General features: G+C 55.2%; 22 protein-coding genes and 1 pseudogene. 9 read left to right on the forward strand and 14 right to left on the reverse strand.

Annotation, left to right across the window (positions count from 1 at the left end):
* Window positions 1–132 precede the first annotated feature (132 nt).
* Window positions 133–438, reverse strand: a complete 306-nt coding sequence (locus VLA07_RS07070; RefSeq protein ID WP_007917758.1) for a PepSY domain-containing protein — start codon at window positions 436–438, stop codon at window positions 133–135.
* A gap of 138 nt (window positions 439–576) precedes the next feature.
* Window positions 577–1,701, reverse strand: a complete 1,125-nt coding sequence (locus VLA07_RS07075; protein ID WP_333988720.1) for a glycerophosphodiester phosphodiesterase — start codon at window positions 1,699–1,701, stop codon at window positions 577–579.
* A gap of 222 nt (window positions 1,702–1,923) precedes the next feature.
* Between VLA07_RS07075 and VLA07_RS07080 the strand changes: the two genes are divergently transcribed.
* Window positions 1,924–2,250 carry a DUF2025 family protein gene (locus VLA07_RS07080; protein WP_097085861.1) on the forward strand — a complete coding sequence of 109 codons (327 nt, stop codon included), beginning with the start codon at window positions 1,924–1,926 and terminating at the stop codon, window positions 2,248–2,250.
* Window positions 2,251–2,445: 195 nt separating this feature from the next.
* On the opposite strand, the gene VLA07_RS07085 is transcribed toward VLA07_RS07080, so the two are convergent.
* Window positions 2,446–2,760 (reverse strand): antibiotic biosynthesis monooxygenase family protein, encoded by a 315-nt coding sequence (locus VLA07_RS07085; RefSeq protein ID WP_333988722.1) that lies wholly within the window; start codon window positions 2,758–2,760, stop codon window positions 2,446–2,448.
* On the reverse strand, window positions 2,757–3,458 hold the full coding sequence (locus VLA07_RS07090) for a CTP synthase C-terminal region-related (seleno)protein (protein ID WP_333988723.1): 702 nt from the start codon (window positions 3,456–3,458) through the stop codon (window positions 2,757–2,759). Before VLA07_RS07090 ends, VLA07_RS07085 begins: the two co-directional genes overlap by 4 nt.
* A 52-nt stretch (window positions 3,459–3,510) precedes the next feature.
* Here VLA07_RS07090 and VLA07_RS07095 point away from each other — a divergent pair, with 52 nt between their 5' ends.
* Window positions 3,511–4,452, forward strand: coding sequence for a LysR family transcriptional regulator (locus tag VLA07_RS07095; RefSeq protein ID WP_330206672.1), 942 nt, complete (start codon window positions 3,511–3,513; stop codon window positions 4,450–4,452).
* On the opposite strand, the gene VLA07_RS07100 is transcribed toward VLA07_RS07095, so the two are convergent.
* The 5 genes and pseudogenes from VLA07_RS07100 to VLA07_RS07115 all read right to left on the reverse strand — a co-directional run bounded on the left by VLA07_RS07100 (window position 4,453) and on the right by VLA07_RS07115 (window position 8,520).
* Window positions 4,453–4,986 (reverse strand): DUF1003 domain-containing protein, encoded by a 534-nt coding sequence (locus VLA07_RS07100; RefSeq protein WP_027612612.1) that lies wholly within the window; start codon window positions 4,984–4,986, stop codon window positions 4,453–4,455.
* 186 nt (window positions 4,987–5,172) lie between these two features.
* Window positions 5,173–5,667, reverse strand: a complete 495-nt coding sequence (locus tag VLA07_RS27175; protein WP_371260358.1) for a methyl-accepting chemotaxis protein — start codon at window positions 5,665–5,667, stop codon at window positions 5,173–5,175.
* A 51-nt stretch (window positions 5,668–5,718) separates the two neighbouring features.
* A pseudogene (locus VLA07_RS27180) lies at window positions 5,719–6,579 on the reverse strand (PAS domain-containing protein); the annotation flags it as partial.
* 126 nt (window positions 6,580–6,705) lie between these two features.
* Window positions 6,706–7,755 (reverse strand): diguanylate cyclase, encoded by a 1,050-nt coding sequence (locus VLA07_RS07110; RefSeq protein WP_027612614.1) that lies wholly within the window; start codon window positions 7,753–7,755, stop codon window positions 6,706–6,708.
* Between the two features lie 156 nt (window positions 7,756–7,911).
* Complete coding sequence (locus tag VLA07_RS07115; protein ID WP_027612615.1) at window positions 7,912–8,520, reverse strand: TetR/AcrR family transcriptional regulator; 609 nt, start codon at window positions 8,518–8,520, stop codon at window positions 7,912–7,914.
* 215 nt (window positions 8,521–8,735) lie between these two features.
* On the opposite strand from VLA07_RS07115, the gene VLA07_RS07120 reads away from it, so the two are divergent.
* Both VLA07_RS07120 and VLA07_RS07125 read left to right on the forward strand, forming a co-directional pair.
* Complete coding sequence (locus VLA07_RS07120) at window positions 8,736–9,812, forward strand: MBL fold metallo-hydrolase (RefSeq protein ID WP_333988726.1); 1,077 nt, start codon at window positions 8,736–8,738, stop codon at window positions 9,810–9,812.
* 112 nt (window positions 9,813–9,924) lie between these two features.
* The gene (locus VLA07_RS07125; RefSeq protein WP_333988728.1) at window positions 9,925–11,442 is read left to right on the forward strand and encodes an amidase family protein; all 1,518 of its coding nucleotides are present in this window, start codon (window positions 9,925–9,927) and stop codon (window positions 11,440–11,442) included.
* 9 nt (window positions 11,443–11,451) lie between these two features.
* Here VLA07_RS07125 and VLA07_RS07130 read toward each other — a convergent pair whose 3' ends face one another.
* The gene (locus tag VLA07_RS07130) at window positions 11,452–11,760 is read right to left on the reverse strand and encodes a hypothetical protein (protein ID WP_027612618.1); all 309 of its coding nucleotides are present in this window, start codon (window positions 11,758–11,760) and stop codon (window positions 11,452–11,454) included.
* Window positions 11,761–11,853: 93 nt separating this feature from the next.
* Window positions 11,854–12,621: an AraC family transcriptional regulator gene (locus VLA07_RS07135; protein ID WP_333988730.1), complete on the reverse strand. Its 768-nt coding sequence runs from the start codon at window positions 12,619–12,621 to the stop codon at window positions 11,854–11,856.
* Between the two features lie 112 nt (window positions 12,622–12,733).
* On the opposite strand from VLA07_RS07135, the gene VLA07_RS07140 reads away from it, so the two are divergent.
* Together VLA07_RS07140 and VLA07_RS07145 are read left to right on the forward strand one after the other, a co-directional pair.
* Window positions 12,734–13,549, forward strand: coding sequence for a sulfite exporter TauE/SafE family protein (locus VLA07_RS07140; RefSeq protein WP_333988732.1), 816 nt, complete (start codon window positions 12,734–12,736; stop codon window positions 13,547–13,549).
* Between the two features lie 63 nt (window positions 13,550–13,612).
* On the forward strand, window positions 13,613–14,749 hold the full coding sequence (locus VLA07_RS07145; protein WP_333988735.1) for a hypothetical protein: 1,137 nt from the start codon (window positions 13,613–13,615) through the stop codon (window positions 14,747–14,749).
* Window positions 14,750–14,752: 3 nt separating this feature from the next.
* Here VLA07_RS07145 and VLA07_RS07150 read toward each other — a convergent pair whose 3' ends face one another.
* Window positions 14,753–15,736: a hypothetical protein gene (locus tag VLA07_RS07150; protein ID WP_333988737.1), complete on the reverse strand. Its 984-nt coding sequence runs from the start codon at window positions 15,734–15,736 to the stop codon at window positions 14,753–14,755.
* A gap of 275 nt (window positions 15,737–16,011) precedes the next feature.
* Entirely contained in the window at window positions 16,012–16,521 is a 510-nt protein-coding gene (locus tag VLA07_RS07155; protein ID WP_330206620.1) for a BRO-N domain-containing protein, read from the reverse strand.
* 492 nt (window positions 16,522–17,013) lie between these two features.
* On the opposite strand from VLA07_RS07155, the gene VLA07_RS07160 reads away from it, so the two are divergent.
* Both VLA07_RS07160 and VLA07_RS07165 read left to right on the forward strand, forming a co-directional pair.
* Window positions 17,014–19,218: a sensor histidine kinase gene (locus VLA07_RS07160; protein WP_333988741.1), complete on the forward strand. Its 2,205-nt coding sequence runs from the start codon at window positions 17,014–17,016 to the stop codon at window positions 19,216–19,218.
* Window positions 19,215–20,291: a histidine kinase gene (locus VLA07_RS07165; RefSeq protein ID WP_333988743.1), complete on the forward strand. Its 1,077-nt coding sequence runs from the start codon at window positions 19,215–19,217 to the stop codon at window positions 20,289–20,291. The genes VLA07_RS07160 and VLA07_RS07165 overlap by 4 nt, the downstream gene beginning before the upstream one ends.
* A gap of 80 nt (window positions 20,292–20,371) precedes the next feature.
* Here VLA07_RS07165 and VLA07_RS07170 read toward each other — a convergent pair whose 3' ends face one another.
* Window positions 20,372–20,806: a very short patch repair endonuclease gene (locus VLA07_RS07170; protein WP_333988746.1), complete on the reverse strand. Its 435-nt coding sequence runs from the start codon at window positions 20,804–20,806 to the stop codon at window positions 20,372–20,374.
* Window positions 20,807–20,827: 21 nt separating this feature from the next.
* Between VLA07_RS07170 and VLA07_RS07175 the strand changes: the two genes are divergently transcribed.
* A complete protein-coding gene (locus tag VLA07_RS07175) occupies window positions 20,828–22,420 on the forward strand; it encodes a DNA cytosine methyltransferase (protein WP_333988748.1) in 1,593 nt (530 codons plus the stop codon).
* The last annotated feature ends 41 nt before the right edge of the window (window positions 22,421–22,461 follow it).

Consider the following 22,461-nt stretch of genomic DNA (forward strand, 5'->3'; position numbering starts at 1 on the left):
CTGATGGTCGCCATACTAGCGGTCTGATGGCGGTTTTGGCATCCCTTCAGGCTGCATCCGCGTGATTCGCCGGGCAACGGACGCAAAAAAGCCGCACGATCGCTGATCGTGCGGCTTTGCTTTGGCGGTGTATCAGGTGTCTTGCTTGTTGCTCAGCACTTTGCCGGTGGTGGCATCGAAGTCGACGTCGAACTCTTTGCCGTCGGCGGTTTTCAGCTCGACTTCGTACTCGTAACCGTTGAAGTGGTTATCCAGATCGGTGTCGGTGATGGTCGCACCCGGGTGCAGTTTCAGCGCTTCGGCGTTCATCGACTCCAGCGACTTGATCTTGCCGGATTTGACCAACTCAGGGATCTGGTCGACACGCACATCGGCTTGGGCCAGGCCAGCAGTCAGGGTCAGGGCAGCGGCGGTAAACAGGGCAGTCAAAGTTTTCATCGGGTCATTCCTTGGGTTGTTCGTTGAAGTGGGCTCAGGTTAACCACCACAACTTAATTCACCCTTAAAACCCCACATCGCGTGCAGCGCTCTTGTGGGAGCGAGCCCGCTCGCGATGCGGACAACCCGGTCTGCTGATCAGAACCCGTTGTTCTTCAACACCTGATCAACACTGGCACTGGCCGGGCGCTTGTAGAACTTCAACAGTTCGCTGGCGCGGTTGGTGAAGATGCCATCAACGCCGGCCGCCATGACTTTCTCGAAATCCACCGGCTCATCGACGGTGTAGACGTGCACCAGCATGCCCTGATCGTGGGTGTACTGGTTCATCCACGGTTGCACCAGATCCGAATAGCTCTGGTCGCCGCCCTTGGTCAGCCTGGCCGAAGGGCCGGTGCCGATGGCGCCCTGCGACTTGGCGAAATCAACCCATTGCTTGAATTCGGCTTCGGACTTCGGCTCCTGCTTGCCGTAGAACACGTTCTTGTCCTTCTCGCCGGACTCGGCAAAGGTCACCTTCGATTTCGGCTCGATGCTGCCTTCACCGACCCACAGCAGCAGGATTTTCGGCACTTGCGGCATTTCCTTTTGCAGTAGTTCGAGGCTGTTCTTCTCGAAGGTCTGCAGGATCACCTTGCCTTTGCCCTGGCCGACGGCCAACTCGCTTTTCGCCAGTTTCGAACCGGCCGGGCTCAGCCAGCCGCGATCTTGCAGCTTCTCTTTCAGGTCATGCTCGATGCCCGGAAACAGCTGCGGCTCCTTGGTTTCGATGTAAAGACCCGGCTTGTGTTTCGGGTTGGCCTGGGCGATGTCGATGATTTCATCGAGGGTGAGGATTTTCAGCCCGGCGTAGGACGGACGCGCGCGATCCGGGTAAGCCTTGTTGTACCAGCTGCCGGCGTCGAGGGTTTTCAGTTCGGCCATGGTGAAGGCGGTGGCCGGGCTGTCCTTGCGCTCCGGAAACTTGGTCGCGACGTCGGTGGTGCGTTGCAGGTTGTTGTCGTGCAGGGCGAACAGCACGCCGTCCTTGCTGCGCTGCAAATCCATTTCCAGGTAGTCGGCGCCGAGGTCGCGGGCCAGTTTGTAGGAGGCAGCGGTGGACTCCGGAGCATCGAAGGACGCGCCACGGTGCGCGATCACGGCTGGATGCGGGATGCCATGGGCGGCTGCCAGTGCGTTGATGTCAGTCTGGGCGGCGTGGGCCTGGCCGAGACCGAGCAGCAGGCTCAGCATGAGGGCGCTTTTGGTGAAAGTGGCGGGCATGTTCGAGTTCCTTTCGCAGGGCATTTTCAAAGACGTACCTTTTAACAACTGAATCGATTGGGTGCTATCGCCAGACCGACATAAACGTATTAAAAGCGATTTTTCCTGCACTTTTGTGGCGCGGTTTGCAGTACGCTTGCCCTCGGCAGACGCTCCGGCAGAGGGCGCGCCGATTCTGTTGCCCTGCGTGTAAACCATCGATGATTTTTCGTGAGGTTTACCATGCGCATCACTTCCCAACTCATCTGTCAGGCCGCCGATGACCTCAAGGGTTTTGTCGGCCTCAACCGCAAGACCGGCCAGTACATCGTGCGTTTCAGCGAAGATTCGTTCGGTATGGACGTGGCGGATGACGGCATCATTCCCACCAGCGAGTTTGTCTGGGCGCCGGCTTCTGAGACGACCATGACCTTGAAGCGCGAGCTGATTCAGTTGCTGCTGGATCAGAACATCGATGAGCGGATCAACATCAGTGAGCCGTTGCGGGTGTACATGAGCAAGGTTGAGGTGCCGGAGATTGTGGCGGTGCGCAGTCTGGTGCAGGGCTGAAGTTTTGTAGTGGCTGTGCCGGCCTCTTCGCGAGCAAGCCCGCTCCCACATTGGATCTGTGGCGTTCACAAATCCCTGTGGGAGCCAGCCTGCTGGCGATGAGGCCAGTGAGCACACAACCAAATTCAAAACCCAAACGCGGTACCTGTGGGAGCGGGCTTGCTCGCGAAGGGGCCAGTCAGCGCGCCGCCAAAGTCACTGCCCAAACCGATACTCCCGCTCCACCCGACACACCCGGGTCTGAAACTTCGAATACCACTGCGCCCGGCCGCGCGCCTGGATCACCCGGTGCTCGGGATGCTCGCGCCAGGCCAGAATCGCCGCTTCACTCTGCCAGTGGGAAATGGTGATCCCGACCCCGTCTTCCCCGCGAATCGTATCAATGCCGAGAAACCCCGGCTGCTGGCTGACCAGTTCCATCATCCGTTCCGACGCCGCCGCATAACCGTTGTCACCCTCGGTGCGGGTCGAGGTGAAAATCACCGCAAAGCAAGGCTCGTTCGGCTTCATGGACGTTGCTCCGCACACGCATCGACAAATGCTCGCACCAGCGGCGGAACCTGGCCCTTTAGCGCCGCGCGTTCTGGTTGAAACAACGTGGCGACAAAAAACACATGGTCAGTCAATTCGATCGCGCGCAAGTCGCCCGCCGAATCATGGCCGACAGCGTGTAGCCGATGGGTCAACAACTCTCGTTCGAACCGCGGATTCACCCCGAACCGGCAGCGATAGCCTTCAAGAATTTCGGACGTTTCGTACGCCTTGGCGATCAACGAATCGGCGACCAGATAAATGCTGTCCACCGCCTCCACCAACGAACAGGTCAGCGGTGTGAGCACGGCTCGCGGTGAATCCGGCGATGTTTCGCCATGCTCGGCATCGGCCCAGCCCAGCACATTGCGGGAAAACTCCAGCAGCGCATGCTGAAAACCACCGCAGGTGCCGAGGAAAGGGCGCTGTTGTTCGCGGGCAAAACGGATGGCCCTGAGTGCACCGGCCTCACTTTTGTAGGGGCTGGCCGGGACGCACCAGAAGCCGTCAAAGTGATCCAGCGCAGTGTCGGCGTGTATCTGCTCGGTGGGCAGCCATTCGAATTGCACATTGTGGCCGGACTGCTCGGCGATCAAGCCGAGGGCAACGGGGATCGCCTGGTGGGCGGTGACTTGCGGATCGTGATCGCCGATCAGGGCGATGGAAATGGCGTCCATGGGATTTCCTTGATTTGAGTGAGTGATGAACCTCTGTGGTGAGGGTGTGCAGTTGTCGATCACCGGGGCTCACTATAGATTGGCGTTCACGCACTCAATATTGGCGTTTCCCCAAGTGATCAATGCAGCGACGCACTATCGACTCGATTACCCGGACCTGGCGCTGATCCTTGCGTTGGTGCGCGGCGGCTCTCTGGCCCGGGCGTCGCAGCTGCTCAGAGTCGATGTGTCGACGGTGTTTCGCGCGGTGCGTCGTCTGGAGTCAGCACTGGGTCAGCAATTGTTCGAAAAGAGTCGCGCCGGGTACCTGCCAACTACCCTCGCGCAGACCCTCGCCGAGCAGGCCGAACGCGCCGAGCAGGCACTGGAAGCGGCGCGGATCGGTGTCGAGCAGGGCGGCGAAGTGGTCAGCGGCACGGTGCGCCTGACCTGCACCGACTCGGTGCTGCAAGGCCTGCTGTTGCCGGCGCTGGCGCAGTTCATGCCGAACTATCCGGCACTGACTCTCGAGCTGAGCACCTCCAACGATTTCGCCAACCTCAACCGCCGCGATGCCGACATCGCCCTGCGCCTGACGCGTACGCCGCCAGAGCATCTGGTCGGACGGCAACTGGCGAAGATTTCCTACCGGGTCTGCGCCAGTGCGCGTTATCTGCAAAACGTCGATGCAACGGATCTGGCGACGCTGACCTGGATCGCCCCGGACGAGTTTCTGCCGGATCACCCGACCGTTGCCTGGCGCCGCCAGCAGTTGCCCGGCGTGACCCCGGCTTATCGCTGCAACAGCATGCTGTCGGTGACTGAACTGGTGCGCGGCGGACTCGGTGTGGCGGCGTTGCCGGATTTTCTGATCACTGAAGGTTTGCAGGCCCTCAGCGAACCGCTGCACGGCTACGACACCGCGCTGTGGTTGCTGACCCGCCCAGATTGCCGAGCATTGCGCTCGGTGGTCACGCTGTTCGATGAACTGGGGCGGGCACTGCGGTTGCCATGATCAGCGTTGCGGGTTCTGGCAGATGTGCGCATGCAGTTCGCGGGTCAGGCCTTCGATGCGTTCGGTCAGGCTCTTGGTCATTTCGGTGAGGCGGGTGTTCTGCTCCAGCAGTTCGAGCAGTTGCGCGGTGGTCTGCGCGGCCTGCGCCTGGCGCTCACTGTTGGCCACCGCCAGCGCTTCACGGTGTTGCGCGTCGGCGTCCGATTGCGCCTTGTCCCGCGCGGCTTGCCGGGTTTGTGCCAGCAGGATCAACGGTGCGGCGTAGGCCGATTGCAGGCTGAACGCGAGGTTCAGCAGAATGAACGGGTACACGTCGAAAGTGGTGATCCCCGTCGCATTGAGGCACACCCACAACAGCACGATCAGGGTTTGTGCGCCAAGAAAGGTCGGCGTGCCGAAGAACCGCGCGAAGGCCTCGGCCCGCAAGGCGAACGTGTCGTTGCCGAAGGTGGTGTTGAGGTGGGCGTGGGGGCGGTGGAAGCGCAAGTGGTCGACGGGGGCGGGCGCGGGGACGTCGGGTTTTTCTGTGGTCATGATGGGCTCGGCAGGATTTGGGACTGAGGGTCACTATAGTCCTGCATCGCGGCTTATGGCCCTTTCGCGAGCAAGCCCGCTCCCACAGGTTAATGGTTGATCACAAGTTAAGAGATCGACTCAATCCCTGTGGGAGCGGGCTTGCTCGCGAAAGCCGCGACGCGGTCCAACGGCCCGACATATCGATCAGCCCGGCGCCCGCTCATTGGCAAACATGCTCACCGCCTGCACCGCTTCACTGGCGCCATCGCGGATCTGCAGAATCACGCTGCCGGCCTGATCCGCCAGTTCAACGCCTTGTGCCGCCCGCCCGCGTGTGCCTTCCATGCTCTTGATCGCCTGGCGGGTTTCGCTCTGGATCAAACCGATCATGTTGGATATCTCCGCCGTCGAGCCGCTGGTCCGCGCCGCCAGTTGCCGCACTTCGTCCGCCACCACGGCAAACCCGCGCCCCTGATCCCCGGCGCGCGCTGCTTCAATCGCTGCGTTGAGCGCCAGCAGATTGGTCTGGTCGGCAATCGCACGGATGGTGTTGACGATCGCCGTGATCTGCTCCGAGCGTTCGCCAAGTTGCGCGATCAGCGTTGATGACTGCGCGATATCGTCAGCGATTTCGCGCATCTCACTGGCCGCCTGCTGGATCACCTGAGTGCCTTGCTCGGCGACTTTCCGGGTTTCCACCGAGATGTGATAAGCAGCGCTGGCGCTGCGCGCATCGTGCTCGTGCTGCTCGACGCGGGCGGTGACGTCCGTGGCGAATTTCACCACTTTGCACAACCGCCCGGCAGCGTCGTACACCGGGTTGTAGTTGGCCTCCAGCCACACACTCTGGCCGCGCTTGTCGACGCGTTCGAACTGACCCTGAAACAGCTCACCCTGATTCAACCGCCGCCAGAAATCCTCATAGGCGCTGCTGTTGACCAGCTCCGCCCGGCAGAACAAACGGTGATGTTTACCCTTGAGTTCAGCGAGCGTGTAACCCATGCGCGTCAGAAAATTCTGGTTGGCGGTGAGAATGCCGCCGTTGAGGTCGAATTCGATCACCGCCATTGCCCGGTCGATCGCCTGCAGCTTGGCGTTGGCCTCGCTTTCCTGCTGGACTTTGGTCGTCACGTCCATGGCGAACTTGACCACCTTGACCACGCGCCCCGACGCATCCTTGATCGGGTTGTAATTGGCTTCCAGCCAGACCGGCTGGCCCTGGCTGTTGATCCGCTCGAAGGTACCGGACTGGAACTGGCCGTTTTTCAGGCGCGACCACAGTTCGGTGTATTGCGCGCTGCGGCCAAACTCCGCGGTGCAGAACAAGCGATGCGGCTGGCCGATCACCTGTTCGGCGCGGTAACCCATGGTTTTGAGGAAGTTGTCATTGGCCTTTAACACTACGCCTTCAAGGTCGAACTCGATCACCGCCATGGAGCGATTGATCGCTTCAAGCAGGCCGTTCTGTTCGGTGATGGTGTGTTGAAGGTCGTTGAGTTCGGACTGGTGGCGTTTGAAAAACATAGGGGCAGTACCTGGAAGTAGGGAAAGACGAGGTTTGTGTCCCTGTTTCCGCGCTGGCAGAGCAAATGCTGGATGAGCATTTGTCATTGACTGCAAAGTGCCAGCATCCAGGCTGACGAGCTGATCTTATACAAACTGCGTTGAGTTGTACAAGAAATTGCGAATCAACCTGTTTGCAGCCTTTTCAAGGCTGAGAGAGGGGGGGGCGTCTTCTTAGCCCGGACTGCTCAGCGCCACGCTGATGGTGTTGCGCCCCGTGTGTTTGGCGGTGTACAGCGCTTTGTCGGCGTCATCCAGCCAGGCAACCGCGTCGCTGTACGACGGCTGAAACCGGGCCAGACCGATACTCAGGCTGACGCGCAGCTCTGGCACATCCGGGTGCCGATATTGATCCATCGCCTGACGCAATCGTTCCATTTGCGCCTCGGCTTTATTGAGTGGCTGGTCGGGCAGGATCAGGCAAAACTCGTCGCCGCCATAACGGCCGGCCCGTTCACCTTCGGCCAGCAGCCCTTTGAGTGCCTGGCTCAACTCGCGCAGCACGGCGTCGCCAACGATGTGCCCATAGTTGTCGTTGATGGTCTTGAAATGATCGATGTCGATCAGCGCCAGAATGTCCTGGGTGTTGTTATCTCGGCAGCGGGTGAAACGCGTATGGAGCAGATCCTTCCAGGCGCCGTGATTGAGCAGCCCGGTGAGGCTGTCGGTGCGGCTCAGGTCTCTGAGTGCACGTTTGTGTTGTGCAAGTTTGATCGCCAGTTGGTAACTGACCATGCCCAAGGCCAAGGGGTACAAGGTCAGCATCGGCAGGCAGGCCCAAACCTCGATTTGCGTCATCGTCAGGCTGAACTTGAAGCCGAACAGTAAACAGCCCAGCAGCACGCCGGCGATTTGGGCGAGAGCGCCCAGCAGGAACAGACGTCGTCCACCAGCGGCGACATTGTTCATGGTCATCATCGACAGGATGGTCACGGTGGTCAGCGGATTGAACTGAAAGCACGCGGTCCAGAAGCCCCCGCACAACGAGTCGTACAACAGGTTGCGGCGTTCGGCGTGGTAGGGGAAGGTCGAGCGGGTCGAAATCTGATAGGCCAGATGCGGCCAGATAAAACCGTTGAACACCAGCAGCGCCCAGAGCCAGTTCGGCATGTGCAACGGATACAGCGCGGCCGCGACGCTGAAAAAGCCGACGCCCAGACCGATGATCCTGGGCAGATAAATGCGTCTGGCGAATGACAAGCCTTTGCCGCGTTGATTTTCCATGATGTCCTGCGCCAGATTCATCCTGAAATACTTTGAAGTGTTTTTTCAGGTTGACCGTTCGTCGGTCAATTGTCGGACATTGTCATTTATTCCACCGGGAATAATCAGTGTCCTTCCGAGCCATTTAATCGTGGCGGGGCGCAGGAGAGGGCCGGTTTAGAGCTGGTATCTGGCTAGAAACATCTCCATTGCCGACTCGGCCACGGCTTTTTGCGTGTCTGCGTCCAGCGGCGGCAGGCCCATGGAAATCTGCGGCCAGAAACCGAACGATTTCAACAGCCCTTGCACCTGCTGTGCAGCGAATTCTGCGTTTACGGTTTTCAGCCGACCATCCGCCAACGCAGCGCGAATCCACACCGTCAGGCCTTCCTCCCGCTCGCCCATGCGCGCCACCATGTCCTGCGCGCGCTCCGGGGAATGGATGGTGGCAGCGATCGCCACCCGCGCCAGCCCGAGAAAGTTGTCATCGGCCATCATCTGCAGTTTAGCCAGCAACATGGGCAGCAGTTGCTCGCGCAGCGGCTGATCCGCGCGATAGGTCACGGCTTGCTCGTCGGTAATCCGAGCCCAGAGTTGGTTGAGAATTTCGGCGAACAGCTCTTCCTTGCTGGGAAAGTGGTTGTACACCGTGCGCTTCGACACCCCGGCGGTGGCCGCGATCTTGTCCATGCTGGTGACCTCGAACCCGTTGGCACGGAATTCGGCAATTGCCGCCTGGATGATGGCTTCGCGTTTGCGGTCGGTGAGGCGTTGTGGAGCTGTCATAAGTACGCTTCGGCAGAGAAGGGGTGGAATTACACTTGGCAGTTTACTTGTCATCACGTTTCATGCAACCTAGAAACTACACCGCCCAGTGTAATGTTGCGTTAATCCGCGCAACCTAAAAACAGACAGTTCGGCTGATGCGTGCGTGCCTTGGCCATTTATCGTCCCACCGTGAAAAACCGTGAATTGCGCGGTTTTTCTGGAGTCTCTCAGTCATGGCCAATCCAGATTTTTCTGCGGATCAAACTTCCACGCCTGAAGCCTCTCGCCAGGATCAAGGGCTGTTCCGTAACCATGCGCCAGTGCAGCGCGAAGGCTTTCGCAAGATGGTCCGGATCATGTGGAACATGATCTTCCACAAGCCGCGCAATACCCGCCCGGCCGCCGCGATCCCCGTGCAACCGCTGACCCGTGAAGACCTGCTGGCGGCACCCAACCACAGCGTCTACCGCCTCGGTCATTCAACCTTGCTGCTGAAAATGCGCGACAAATTCTGGATCACCGACCCGGTCTTCGCCGAGCGCGCCTCACCGGTGCAGTGGGCCGGGCCCAAACGCTTTCACCAGCCGCCGATCAGCATAGACCAGTTGCCACCGATCGAAGCGGTGATCCTGTCGCACAACCATTACGACCACCTCGATTACCAGGCGGTACTGAAACTGGCGGCCAAAACCAACTATTTCCTGACCCCGCTGGGCGTGGGCGATACCCTGATCAAATGGGGCATCGACGCCAATAAAGTTCGCCAGTACGACTGGTGGCAGGGCACCGAAGTCGCCGACATCCGCTTCGTTGCCACTCCCTCGCAGCACTTCTCCGGCCGCAGCCTGTTCGACAGTAACAGCACCCTGTGGGCCTCGTGGGTGATGATCGATGGCGATACGCGGATCTTCTTCAGCGGCGACAGCGGCTACTTCGACGGCTTCAAACGCATCGGCGAACAATACGGCCCGTTCGATCTGACCCTGATGGAAACCGGCGCCTACAACGTCGAATGGCCACACGTGCACATGCAACCCGAAGAAACCCTGCAGGCGCACCTCGACCTCAAGGGCCGCTGGCTGTTTCCGATCCACAACGGCACCTTCGACCTGGCGATGCACGCCTGGCATGAGCCGTTTGACCGGATTCTGGCGCTGGCCTGGGAGCGTAGTGTTTCGATTACCACGCCGCGAATGGGCGAGGCGTTTAATTTGATGCAGCCGCAGCGGGGGCACACGTGGTGGCTGAATATGGAGCAGGATGTGTCGGAAAACGCCCCAATTGCTGGTAGCGGCTACAAGTCGGGATGACTTTTCCTACTGTCGGTAGTCCAGCTGGCTGACAGCTCTTTCCTATGTCCTCGGTAGGCTTGGTCGCGAGTGAATGAATCACTCGTGATTAGCCTAAACAAGGACGATAGACATGACGCATTTCTTCAAACGTCGCGTGAATACGCTGACGAAATCCATATTGGTCGCACTGGCAGCGACAGGTGTCGCTGCCACCGCCCATTCGGCCACTGATCTTCATTACGCCAGCGTCAGTGAACTCAGCCAAATGATGGCCGACAATGAGCTCACTGCTGTTGAACTGGTTGAACACTTCCATCAGCGAATTGCCGAGCTGGACAAGCAAGGCCCTGCTATCCACGCCATCGTCGAACTGAATTCACAAGCCATCGAAATAGCTACCGCGCTGGATAACGAGCGTAACGAGGGACAGTCGCGTGGCCCGTTGCATGGTATTCCGGTGCTGCTCAAAGACAATTTTGATACCGCCGACAGCCTGCAAACCAGCGCCGGCTCCTTGGCCATGGTCGGCCAGCCGGCAGCCAACGATGCCTTTGTGGTTAAACAGCTGCGGGATGCCGGCGCGATTATTCTGGGTAAAGCCAACATGAGCGAATGGGCTTATGTGCGGGAAATGGGTTTGCCCCATGGTTGGAGCGGACGTGGTGGGCAAGGGAAAAACCCACATGCACTGAGCGAGGAGATCTGCGGTTCCAGTTCTGGATCGGCCGCTGCCGTGGCTGCCGGTTTCGCGCCGATCTCCTTGGGCACGGAAACCAACGGTTCGATCACTTGCCCGGCATCGGCCAATGGCGTAATCGGCGTCAAACCCACCTTGGGTCTGTTCAGTCGCACCGGGGTGGTGCCAATCACCCGTCTGCAAGATACCCCTGGTACTTTGACACGTACTGTCCGTGACGCAGCGTTGATGTTCAACGTGTTGCAAGGCACGGATGCGACAGACTCCGCGACATCGATCGCCCCGACAGGAATCGACTACACCGCTTTACTGGCAAACGATGCCCTGCAAGGCAAGCGTATCGGTTATCCCGCCGCTTACGAGGGAACGGACGGCGTGGTTCTGACTCCCGGAGTGGAGTTTCAGAAGGCAATGATCACACTCGAGAAACAAGGTGCGACGCTCGTGCCAGTGACCGTTCGTTTACCTGATATCGATAATTTCGTACCCGGTCTGATGGGCGCGATGAAGTACGAATTGCCTGAATATCTCGTCAGCCGTTCCGGTCTGCCGATCCAGTCGTTGCAGGACCTGATCGACTTCAATCAGCTCAATCCCGGCAAGGAGGGCTATGGGCAGGCCACGCTCGAAGCGATGAATGCGCTGGATATGACTCACGAACAGGCCAGCGGATCGATCTTGAGCATCAGCAAAAACTTCAAGGACGCCATTGACGAGCAACTGCGCGAACACAACCTCGACGCAATGGTTGCCGAAGCGGATGGTTACTCGCAATTTTCTGCCGCAGTGGCTGGTTATCCGGCGGTAACCCTGCCATCGGGCATGAGCGCTAACGGTATACCCACGTCCGTGTTCTTTTTCGGCAAAGCATGGAGCGAGCCGCAATTGTTCGCCATGGCCTACAGCTATGAACAAGCCTCGGCCGAGCTGCGGCACCCTGCGTTCAAGTAATCATTCCACCTAAGCAAAATCCCCACGCTCTGCAACGTTCTGCTGCATGGCCTGGGGATTCAACTTGCGACCCGGCGCAAACCCGGGAAAGAACACCAACCCTTGTGCCTCAAACCGATAAGCCAACGCCAGCCGCGTCGCATCCGCCACGTCCTGCTGCGCTTCAAACCGCTGGATATCATCCACCGCAACCTCCGCCTCGCGCGACAGTTGTTCCACGCTCCAGCCCAGCATCGCTCGGGCCTGGACGCAGTGCGTCGGGGTGAACTGGAAAAGGGCAATGCGTTCGAGGATGTGGTTCATCGCAAGAGAGGCCATGGTGTGCTCCGGGCTCAAGAGTGCTGATTGAAAATGTACTGTGTTTTTGTACAGTTGTTTTCGGCCGGGATCAAACGCATTTTTTGATTTGCCCTAGTTCGCCGCCTCCAACCAGACGGACGGTGCCTGTCCGAGGATGCGCCGGAACATCGTCGAGAACGCCGCCGGGCTCTCATAACCGAAGTCCAGGGCGATCCGCGTCACCGCTTCACCGGCCGCCAGCCGCGCCAGCGCCAGCACCACGCAGGCCTGTTGCCGCCATTGGCTGAAGCTCAACCCGGTCTGCTGCCGAAACAATCTGTTGAAGGTGCGCAAGCTTATGTGCAACTGCCCGGCCCAGTGTTGCGGTGACTGATGGGCGTTCGGCTGATGCAGAAAGTTCTGACACAAAGCCAGGAGCTTTCCGTCAGTCGGCAGCGGAATGTGCAAGGGCAGGGGTGCACTGCGCGTCAGTTCATGCAGCAGCAGGTCGATCAATACGCCGTCGCGTCCTTCGAGGTCATAAGTCAGCGGCACTTCCACGGCTTCCATCAACAAGTGCCGCATCAACGATGAAACGCTGATCACCTGACAACGCTGGCCCAAATCTACCGCCCCCGGCTCGATGTACAAACTGCGCGTACTCACGCCGAGCATCAGCACCTCATGCGCCACTCCCGGCGGAATCCACACCGCCCGCTGCGGCGGCACCACCCAATTGCCGTCATGAGTACGAACCTGCATCACCCCAGTCGCGCCGTACAACAACTGCGCCCGCCGGTGGGTATGAAATGGCAACAGATGGCCGTGGGAATAATCCGTACCGATCGCCACCACCGGGCGCGGCGTGTCATCCAACTGACTGATCGAAATATTGCGCATCGAGGGCGTCCCGGTGATTGGCGTAAACGCAAACATTATTGGCTGAGTTGCTGAAGCAGGCCAAGCCGCGTCGTTCTATCGTCGACCGCTCGCCACCACCGGAAGACGCGCCATGTTCTACCTTCTGCTGACCCTCTTCGGCTGTATGACCGGCATCACCGCCGTGCTCTTCGGCTTCGGCGGCGGCTTCGTCGTCGTGCCGCTGCTCTATCGCATGCTCAGCGCCAGCCACGGCGCCGACGACCCCGTCGGCCAATCGGCCATGCACATCGCCGTCGCCACCTCGACCTGCGTGATGATCGTCAACGCCCTGATCGCTACCGACAAACACCGCCGCGCCGGCAACCTGATCCGCCATTACCTGTGGCCCCTCGGCGGCTTCATCGCCCTGGGCGCGATCATCGGCGCGATCGCCGCGGTGTGGGTCAGCGGCGAGGTCATTCGCTACGCCTTCATTGCCTACCTCGGCGTGACCATCATCGACTGCTTGCTCAGACGCGGCTTCCTCACACGCAGTGAAGGCGTCATCCCACGCCGTTTGGATCGTAAGGAAATATCCGCCGGCGGCGTAGGCATCGGCGCCATCGCCACGTTCCTCGGTGTAGGAGGAAGCGTCATGACCGTACCGCTCCTGCGCCGCTGCGGACTGAGCATGTCCCAGGCCACGTCCATGGCGAACCCGTTGAGCGTGCCGGTGGCGGTGGCCGGGACGCTGACCTACATGGCACTGGCCGGTTTCAGCGAGACGGATCTGGGCGTGTGGTTTGTCGGGTATGTGGATTTGCTGGCGTTTGCGGTGCTGACGCTGGGGTCGTTGGTCGGGATTCGGTTGGCCACGCCGTGGATCGGGCGGATACCGGATCGGGCGCATGCTTGGGTTTATATCGCGCTGCTGATCATCGTGATGTTGGGCATGCTGCTCAAGTAGAGCCTCGATTCCTGCACGCATCCTCTGCATACTTCGCAGCCTCATTCATTCAGGGATCGATCCATGCTCAAGGGACTGCTGCGCCTGGCGCCATACGCTGCGGCGCTGTTCACACTGATTTCCACCGCCCATGCCGAAGATGGCCGACGCGTGTTCACCGGTACGCTGGGCAAGATGCCGATTGTGGTGGAGCTCAACACCACGCAGCAGGACGAAGTTACCGGCCGCTACTTCTATGAGAAGTATCACCGCGACCTGGAGCTGAGCGGCTCGCTGCAAGACAGCACGTTGAACCTTGTTGAAGGCAACAACCGCTATGGCGACGACAAACCGTTGCCAACCTTGAAGTTGAAATCCACCGCCAACGGTTGGCAGGGCGAATGGCAAAACCCCAAAGGCAAGAAGCTGCCGGTACAACTGACCGAAGCCAAACTTCCCGCGCCGACTGCAACGACGTTGCCCTTTATTGCCACATTGCCGAAAGACGATCCCTACGAGTATTTGCGCTTGCAGGGGCTCAAGCTCAAACCGGAGAAGAAAGAAAACTTCATGGGCTACGACCTGCAATGGTGGACGGAGTCTGAGTCGAAGATATCTTTGTTTAGTGTAGAGTCTGGTTATACGAAAGAAGAGCAGCAGCGGATTAATAACCACTTGCTCGGACGGCTCTGGACTGAAGTCATCGACTATCACCGCTGCATGATGGATGGCGGGGAATATGCCGAGTTCGATCAAGGGGCTGCCCCGGAGTTTCTCTCGCCGGATGTGGTCAGCCTGGACATTTCCACCGGTTACAGCTGCGGCGGTGCCCACCCGGATTTCGGCAGTTCGCCAATCAACCTCGACGTCCACACCGGCGAATTGTTGAAACTCAAAGATGTACTGTGGATTGGTGAACCGAATAGCGCGGCCACCGAATACGATCAGCTGAAAGTCATGGCGCCGTGGCTGGTCAAACAGTTCACCACGCTCTATCCCGAAGAGATGAAGAAGCCTGCCGAAGACGACGGCGGCTGCGATTACACCGATGAAAGCGTCTGGGGTTATTCCAACTGGCACTTCACGCCGAAGGGGATTTACCTGGGCGCTTACTTCGCCCGTTACCAACGTAACTGCGACAACCCCGATTGGTCAGTGCTGCCGTACTCGCTGGTCAACCAGCACCGTGGCGCAGCCAAACTGCAATTGCCCAAAGGCTAACCATCACACCAACCCCGGCGCCTCCCGCACAATAAAGTGATCCAGATTCTCGATGTTGGCACTGAACACCCCGAACGTCTGTTCGGGGTTCTTCTTGCTCGGCACCTGCTTCAACTCCGGCGTCACGCCATAGAAGAAACAGAACAACTCCTTATCGCTGTCGATCGCATGCTTGATCTCTTCCAGAAACGCCTTGCGCTTGCGGTAGTTGTCGATCAACTTCTTGCTCAAGTACACGTTCACCGAATACGGCTTCTTCTTCGCCTCATCCGCCTGCTTGAACCAGACCTTCTGCTCGAAATCGATGCGAAAACTCTGGGTGTAATCCTTGATCTCCTTGATCTTGCCCCAGTAAATCAGCCCCTTGTTGTCCGTCAGATACTCGATCTTCTTGAAGAACGAGCCATAAGGCGCCGTGTGCTCACCGATCTTCAACGGCATGCGCTTAAGCAACTCCTTGTCGGCGAAGTTCGACACAAAACACTCCACCGGATGCGCAAACACACTGGTCTTGTCCGGCGCCGTCTCACGCCCCGGCGACTCCTTGGAACTCACCTGCGCCACCCGCACAGGATCATCCCGCAACACATCCGCCGCCCCCGCAGGCGCAACAGGCTTGCGCACATACTCACGCCGCGTCAGCAACAACTCCGACGGAAAATGCTCCTCCCGCCCGTCATCCGTTTCGCCATCCACCGCCTCAACCCCGGATGCCGACGCCTTCAAACTCACATACGGACAACCCGCCACATGCTGCGTCGTGGGCAGATTCTTGAAGTGCGGCGTGCGCACGTAATTCACGTTCTTGGCGTTGAACGTGCCCAACTCGTTTGATGCATCAAACGCCAAACGACAGGCATCGTTGGGGCACTGGAAATGCTCCTTGGCCGAATCGAACGCCACTGTCTCATCGAAATTGAGATCGCGAACGTCATAGATCGACAACTTGTCGTCGAGGCTGAGGCAGTAGGCGAGATCGAATTTCATGGCGGGGCTCGGATCCTTGAGTGGGGGAGGGGTATTAATAGCGGGAGGCGGCGCGGGTTGCACTGATTGTTTTCAGGATGATGCGGAATCTGTGGGAGCCAGCCTGCTGGCGATTCCAGGCATCAACCAGATTTCAATCCTCACCCCGCAACTGCGGGCCACACATCCCCCCTGTGGCGAGGGAGCTTGCTCCCGCTGGGCTGCGAAGCAGCCCCAAGCATTTTGAGGCACAAAAAAACCGCTGCTTGAACCTCAAACAGCGGATCTTGAAACCCTCAGCAACCACGCAACAATCGCGAAGCCTTACGCCACCAGGTCTCCTGTCGATTGAACGGATCCTCCGCCAGCAAACGAGGCATATCCCGCAACCGAATCCACGGCTCGTCCTGCCAGTGCAGCGTACTAAGCGACATCTGCGGCCAACTCAAGACACTCAGCGTCGGCCGCTCAACCGAGCGCGCCGGACGAGCATCGCGCAGCGCAGGCACGACATGATGCGTCAGCCACTCGCGAAGCTGTCGATACTCAGGACAGTAGTGATAGATCAGCAGTGCATACACACCGGACTCACTCACCATCATGTGGTCCTCGGTTTCGCCATAGATCTCCACGCACATCATCTGACGCTGATCAGAGTCGAGTTTGCGCAACTGGCGCTCATCGAGATGTTTGCCCATCAATCGCCCCAGCTCATGGACGCAGAACCACGCCTGGTTCTCGACCAGAAGGGCGTGCAGGTGGGTTTTGTTGCGGGTGAAACGAGTCGGGAGAAGTGGTTCAGACATGGCATGCCTCCAGACCTGAAAGCACGGGATTCGAATGGCGAGTACAGCGATTCACCTTCATCATGAAGGTTGGATAGTCAGGCATTTCCATTTACCTCTGGCTGCTTTCTTAGGGCATTCGTTAGGGTGTCGGGAGCTAAGAAACCCACCAGAGACGGGCCGGACATATTCCCCTTTCGGGTCTTGTATTCGCCCACTCCCGACATAACGGGATTTTTCGCAGGCGTAGAGAAACCGCAGACGAAAAAAAGCCGCATGACTGTCGGGTGCGGAGGACCGCTCTGGTTTGTAGAGTTTCTTAGGCTCGGAGCTGAGGTTAGCCTAAGAAAAAAAGGGGGTCAAGCAAACGGTCCCTGACTAGAGCATTACTGTTGTTGCTTCGGCGTTTTGCAATGATGGCACTTGATGTACATTGTCGGACGACACCAAACTGATGGTTAGCCGGCGAGGCTAAACGTTGCATGGCTATGTAACGGTTCATAGGGAGTGAAGATGGCAAAGCTAAGGCCCAGAGCAAGGATCGTACGAACAATTGGAGACCAATTAATAAGCGGCCCAGAAGCAGCTCTGATTGAATTGGTGAAAAATGCTTTCGACGCGGATTCTCCTTCCGTGCATATCAAGATAGCTCCGCCGGAGGATGGCAAAGGAAACGATGACGAGGGATCGATTACGGTCGTAGACGCTGGGCACGGTATGAGTGCGGCTGATCTCCTTGATAAGTGGTTTGAACCAGCCACAAGTGACAAGGTTACTAGGAAGTCAAGCCCCGAAAAAAAACGAACCATGCTAGGTGCCAAAGGAGTTGGTCGATTCGCAACGGCGCGATTGGGCAAGAAGTTGCATCTAAAAACTAAAAGCATGGACTCGAATGCTTCATTAGAAGTAAGTGAAATAGTCGTTGATTGGGACTTATTTGATAAGACTCTTTATCTCGATCAAGTTGATATTGATATTTCTACTAGGCTTGGAAGCAAGGAGGAGTGTCCAGGTGTTTCTCTGGAAATCACCGGGCTACGGGATCAGTGGACAAAAAAGCAACTTGAGTTGCTCGTGAGGGAGTTGCGGCGCCTAGCTTCACCAATAAAGGCTCGAGAAGATGAGTTTAAGATATACCTAGATATAAGCTCCTTTAAAAAAGACGTTCATGGGTTTGACGGGCAAACTATTGTTGCCGGAGCTCTAGAAGGAGTGGAAGGTGCCGAAGAAGAATCGTTTGATCCGCAAGAAATAAAGCCATTCGCGATTAATAAAATTTTTCACTATATGGTTGAAGGGCAGTTTGATAGCGATGGTGGATTCGCAGGATATTTTATAAATCAAAGAGGTGATGGTGTTCGCCAAGAAGTAAAGATTTCAGCGACGGAGCCAACTTCCGAAGAGTCTAAATGTGGTGTGGTTTCATTGCGCTTAAATATATATGATCGCGAGAGTGAGGCGGTAGTTGAGCTATTTGAAAAGCTAGGCCTAGGGGGGATTGGCCGCCTAGATGCAAAACGAGTGTTAGATGAGAATATTGGGATTGGTATATATCGCGGAGGTTTTCGAATCAGGCCATATGGCGATGCCGAATCGGATTGGCTAGAGCTAGAACGGATGCGTGTTCAAAATCCTTCTAAAAAGCTGGGTTTGAATCAAGTCTGGGGATTGGTTGAAATAAAAGATGAAAAAGAGTCTGGCTTAGTAGAGAGAAGTAGTCGGGAGGGATTGGAGCATAATGGGGCGTTTCTACGACTGAAGCGACTCGTAGCTGAGCTGTTAACTCATATTGAAGCAATGCGTCAGGACTTTAGGCAGACTGCTGGATTAAGTAGGAAGTCCGCAACTGATACTGAGTCAGTACGCAGTAAGGCTAACTTGAGTGCAACTACCCGTGCTGTCGCGACTCTTCCTGCCCAGTACAGAAACAAAATTGAGCGGGCAATGAAAGCTGATAGCTTAGCTTTGAAAACGTCTATTGCAGAGCTAGAAACTTACCAGCAAGCGCTTTCCTCTAGATCAACGCTGGGGCTTGTCGTTGCACAGATACTGCATGACGGTAGACGGTTTCTATCGGATATCGCCACGCGATCTAAACGATTGTCTGACGGCGCACCTCGGTTGAGGGAGGAGTCAAAATTTGGCGAACATTTCCGCTCTGCTTTTGGAAAAGAGGCTTATTCCATACATCATTCTTCCGGACAGTTAAGTAAGTTGTTCAAAGCTCTCGATCCGATCTCAGGAAAGAGAAGAGGTCGGAGCCAAATTTTTAAAGTAAATTCTGTATTGGATCGGTGTATTGGTTTTTTTAGCGACAGTATTGCTGAAGCATCAATCGCACTCGATATGCCGGACGAAGAACTACACCCCCATGTAATGGGCTTTGAATCAGACTTGATGGCAGCGCTGATAAATATTATAGATAATGCGATCCATTGGTTAAGTGTTAGTCCTGAGTATCCGAGGCAACTGGCTTTTTCTGTAAGTATGTCTAAGAAATATGTGAGGATTGCTGTTTCGAATAATGGCCCTCTGATTGCGGATCGCTTTCACGGGAATTTATTTCATCCAGGATTCTCCCTTAAGACAGAGGGGTCGGGTATTGGGCTGGCTATCGCAAGGGAAGCAATGAGAGCAAGTAAAGGAGATGTCGCATTTGATCCTCTAGCAGATCAAACGACTTTTGTAATTGAAATGCAGAGGGCTTCTATAGAATGAATTCACCAGCGATTACTTTAAAAATTTTAATTGTAGAAGATGAAGATTCAAAGCTGGTGGAATGGCAAGATGCAATAGATTCGCATAATGCAGATTCTGAAGCTAAAGGGTTCTCTATTGATTTTTTAGCCTCTAAAACAGTTGCTGGTGCTAAAGAGCTGTTAGATCTCCACCGGTTTGATGCTGCGGTGGTTGACTTGCGTTTGCAGACTGAGGTAGGTGTAGCTGCAAATAACAGTGACGGGAACATATTCGTGCGTCACCTGATAAGCGCACTGCCAATGGGGGTTGCGGTATATACCGGTCAGCGTGTAGACGCTGATGTAGGTAGCTATGGTAGCCCTCAGGTTGAAGTTATGGATAAGGGAGACGGTTTTGATCAGGTTTTTAATTGGCTGACAAATAATAAAGATGTGTTCTTAAAGTTGCGTGGTGTTAAGGCGACGTATAATAGAGAAACCGCGAAGATTTTCTATAAGTCAATTTGGCCTCGCTGGCAGCACTGGACATCAGATTTATCCCAAGATCTAACAGAAGTAGTAGCAAGGCATGTAATTGCGCATGTGCATGATGCGCTCTTGGTCGCTGGTGGAGATGCGACTCATCCTGAGGAGACATATTTCGTTCCTCCTATGAAAGAGCGTTTGGATACTGGAGATTTGGTTGATTTCGAAGGGAGGAAGTGGATAGTTGTTTCTCCTCGATGCGATTTAGCGAATCAAGGAAAAGTAAAAACTATTCTCATGGCTGCCTTGGAAAATATATCGGAAAAGTGGGCGGCATTAATAGCTGCTAATTCAAATGCTTCTCGGGAAAAAATTAAGAAGCTCATTCAGCATGATGGATCTCTGAAACAGCATTTTTTGTTGCCGATGCGCGACGTTTCTTCAGTTCCGCAGGGGCCTTGGATGGTTCAGTTTGATGATATTTGTGCGTTGCCTTCAGAGAGGGCTTTAGCCGAGTTAGTTCCATTAAGGTTTGCGTCATTGTCACCTATGTTTGTGCCGTCATTAGTTGAACGTTTCGGAGGGTATTTTAGTCGGATAGGTACACCCGGGTTTTCAAGCGAGTAAACAAGTATGAGCAAAGAATGATGCATTCATTATGGGTGCATTGTTCTATGTTTCTACAATTTGTATAGGGAGAGGGTGGGCTATGGCCAAGATTGATAATGTATTTCCATATTAGGTATCACCGCAATTAGCCATTCTAAATTTAATGGTTTACCTCTTGTGCCACACTCCCATATGTCAATCACACGCCAGCCATTTCTGAGTAAAATGTTTCTATTTTTGATGTCTCGAGCTATATTGTCTGAGAATTTTTTTGACCAGAATTCTTTTCTGGTTACAGGTGTTGAGCTTAACCTGCATCGTGGATGTCGGTGCCAAAAGCATCCATTTACAAATATGCAAAGACGATACCGCTTTATGACGATGTCGGGTTTTCCAGGGATGTCTGTTTGATGGAGTCTGTACCTAAAGCCGCGCGAATATATAAATTTTCTTACTTTGATTTCTGGCGAAGTGTTTTTGTTTTTTATGTTAGCCATTAATTTCGATCTGTTCGCAGTGCTAACGATATCCATGATTAACTCCTAAGTTGGTTTATGAGTAGTAAGATTTTTGAAGGTAATATGAAGTCACCGAATCCAATTCAAATTGTAGATCTTTTTGCGGGGCCGGGAGGCCTGGGTGAGGGTTTTTCGTCTTTCTACGAAGGGCAACGCTTCAATATTATTGTTTCAGCAGAGGCGGATCCGGTCGCAAGAGATACCCTTAGGCTACGAGCATTTTATCGACTTCTACGAAATAAAAAATCACCTGCTCTAAAGGACTATTACGATTTCTGTAATGGTTACTCTCCCCAGCCATGGACTTCTGCTAGCGAGGATGAGTGGGAAAAGGCTGGAGAGGAGGCGAGGTGTATTACGCTAGGCACAAAAGCGGGAGATGACGAACTTGATAATATTCTTGATTTTAAGCTAGATGAGAGTAGACCTTGGGTGCTAATAGGTGGTCCACCTTGTCAAGCATATTCTCTGGCAGGAAGATCAAGAAATAAGAGTAAAGCAAACTATACTCCTGAGGGAGATCATCGCCATTTTTTGTATAAAGAGTATTTAAGAATAATTCAGGAACGTCAGCCCACGGTTTTCGTTATGGAAAATGTGAAAGGTATACTATCTTCGAAGATTGATGGTGAGAGTATTTTCCAGAAAATTCTACAAGATCTCTCAGATCCCGATAGGGCTTTAGGTGTTTCTCGTTCAGGTAAGAAGTATAGAATTTGCTCTTTTGTCAGTGATAGCGCCGCAGGTGCGGGCGTAGGTCACGAAATTGATCCTCGGGAATATATAATACGGGCGGAAAAATACGGTATTCCTCAAGCTAGGCATCGAGTTATTCTGCTTGGTATCGCTGTTGATAGTAATGAAGAGGTGCCAGCTTATACAAAGCTTGAAAACTTTTCTGAACCCCTGAGCGTTCGTGATGTTATTAAAGACCTTCCGAAGATTAGAAGCCGGCTAACGAAGCAGACTGATAGTGATGATATCTGGCGAAGCGTAGTTTTGAAAGAGTTGGATCAGCTCATAACCAGTGTTGATGCAAAGAGAAGTGGAAGTTTATCTTTGGAATTAGATGTAGCGCGTAGTGATTTAACTAACGGTGATTTGAGCGTGGGGGCGTTGCGTTTTCCCGATTATAACCCAGATGCCGGTAGCTCGCTAGGAGGTTGGTTTCATGATAATGCATTAGAGCGATGGTTAAACCATGACGCGCGTGGTCATATGACCTCTGATCTTCGTCGGTATATATATGCAGCATCTTTTGCCAAGGCCAATGGTTACTCCCCAAAAGGTCATTTGGAATTTAACTTACCTGGTCTGGCCCCGGCGCATAAAAATTGGGAATCTGGAAAGTTTAGTGATCGCTTCAGGGTTCAGTGTGCCCAACTTCCCTCCACGACAATAACCAGTCATATCTCTAAAGATGGCCATTACTTCATCCACTACGATCCCGCTCAATGCCGAAGCTTGAGTGTTCGGGAAGCTGCCCGTCTACAGACATTCCCTGATAACTATTTTTTTCAGGGGAATAGGTCTCAGCAGTATCACCAAGTAGGTAACGCGGTTCCTCCTCTGCTTGCTTATAAAATAGCTTCTGTGGTTTCTGAGGTTTTAAATGGGGTTGGAGTGTAAGAGCTGATCTTAACGTGCTAACTTGTTTTTTTGAAGTTGAA

The organism is Pseudomonas sp. S3(2024), from assembly GCF_036861315.1.
Classification (GTDB): Bacteria; Pseudomonadota; Gammaproteobacteria; order Pseudomonadales; family Pseudomonadaceae; genus Aquipseudomonas; species Aquipseudomonas putida_A.

What these genes read in the sequence shown, in the direction of transcription:
- VLA07_RS07070 (WP_007917758.1), bottom strand. Translation starts at nt 438, where the DNA reads ATGAAAACTTTGACTGCCCTGTTTACCGCCGCTGCCCTGACCCTGACT.
- VLA07_RS07075 (WP_333988720.1), bottom strand. Translation starts at nt 1,701, where the DNA reads ATGCCCGCCACTTTCACCAAAAGCGCCCTCATGCTGAGCCTGCTGCTC.
- VLA07_RS07080 (WP_097085861.1), top strand. Translation starts at nt 1,924, where the DNA reads ATGCGCATCACTTCCCAACTCATCTGTCAGGCCGCCGATGACCTCAAG.
- VLA07_RS07085 (WP_333988722.1), bottom strand. Translation starts at nt 2,760, where the DNA reads ATGAAGCCGAACGAGCCTTGCTTTGCGGTGATTTTCACCTCGACCCGC.
- VLA07_RS07090 (WP_333988723.1), bottom strand. Translation starts at nt 3,458, where the DNA reads ATGGACGCCATTTCCATCGCCCTGATCGGCGATCACGATCCGCAAGTC.
- VLA07_RS07100 (WP_027612612.1), bottom strand. Translation starts at nt 4,986, where the DNA reads ATGACCACAGAAAAACCCGACGTCCCCGCGCCCGCCCCCGTCGACCAC.
- VLA07_RS07110 (WP_027612614.1), bottom strand. Translation starts at nt 7,755, where the DNA reads ATGGAAAATCAACGCGGCAAAGGCTTGTCATTCGCCAGACGCATTTAT.
- VLA07_RS07115 (WP_027612615.1), bottom strand. Translation starts at nt 8,520, where the DNA reads ATGACAGCTCCACAACGCCTCACCGACCGCAAACGCGAAGCCATCATC.
- VLA07_RS07120 (WP_333988726.1), top strand. Translation starts at nt 8,736, where the DNA reads ATGGCCAATCCAGATTTTTCTGCGGATCAAACTTCCACGCCTGAAGCC.
- VLA07_RS07125 (WP_333988728.1), top strand. Translation starts at nt 9,925, where the DNA reads ATGACGCATTTCTTCAAACGTCGCGTGAATACGCTGACGAAATCCATA.
- VLA07_RS07130 (WP_027612618.1), bottom strand. Translation starts at nt 11,760, where the DNA reads ATGGCCTCTCTTGCGATGAACCACATCCTCGAACGCATTGCCCTTTTC.
- VLA07_RS07135 (WP_333988730.1), bottom strand. Translation starts at nt 12,621, where the DNA reads ATGCGCAATATTTCGATCAGTCAGTTGGATGACACGCCGCGCCCGGTG.
- VLA07_RS07140 (WP_333988732.1), top strand. Translation starts at nt 12,734, where the DNA reads ATGTTCTACCTTCTGCTGACCCTCTTCGGCTGTATGACCGGCATCACC.
- VLA07_RS07145 (WP_333988735.1), top strand. Translation starts at nt 13,613, where the DNA reads ATGCTCAAGGGACTGCTGCGCCTGGCGCCATACGCTGCGGCGCTGTTC.
- VLA07_RS07150 (WP_333988737.1), bottom strand. Translation starts at nt 15,736, where the DNA reads ATGAAATTCGATCTCGCCTACTGCCTCAGCCTCGACGACAAGTTGTCG.
- VLA07_RS07155 (WP_330206620.1), bottom strand. Translation starts at nt 16,521, where the DNA reads ATGTCTGAACCACTTCTCCCGACTCGTTTCACCCGCAACAAAACCCAC.
- VLA07_RS07160 (WP_333988741.1), top strand. Translation starts at nt 17,014, where the DNA reads ATGGCAAAGCTAAGGCCCAGAGCAAGGATCGTACGAACAATTGGAGAC.
- VLA07_RS07165 (WP_333988743.1), top strand. Translation starts at nt 19,215, where the DNA reads ATGAATTCACCAGCGATTACTTTAAAAATTTTAATTGTAGAAGATGAA.
- VLA07_RS07170 (WP_333988746.1), bottom strand. Translation starts at nt 20,806, where the DNA reads ATGGATATCGTTAGCACTGCGAACAGATCGAAATTAATGGCTAACATA.
- VLA07_RS07175 (WP_333988748.1), top strand. Translation starts at nt 20,828, where the DNA reads ATGAGTAGTAAGATTTTTGAAGGTAATATGAAGTCACCGAATCCAATT.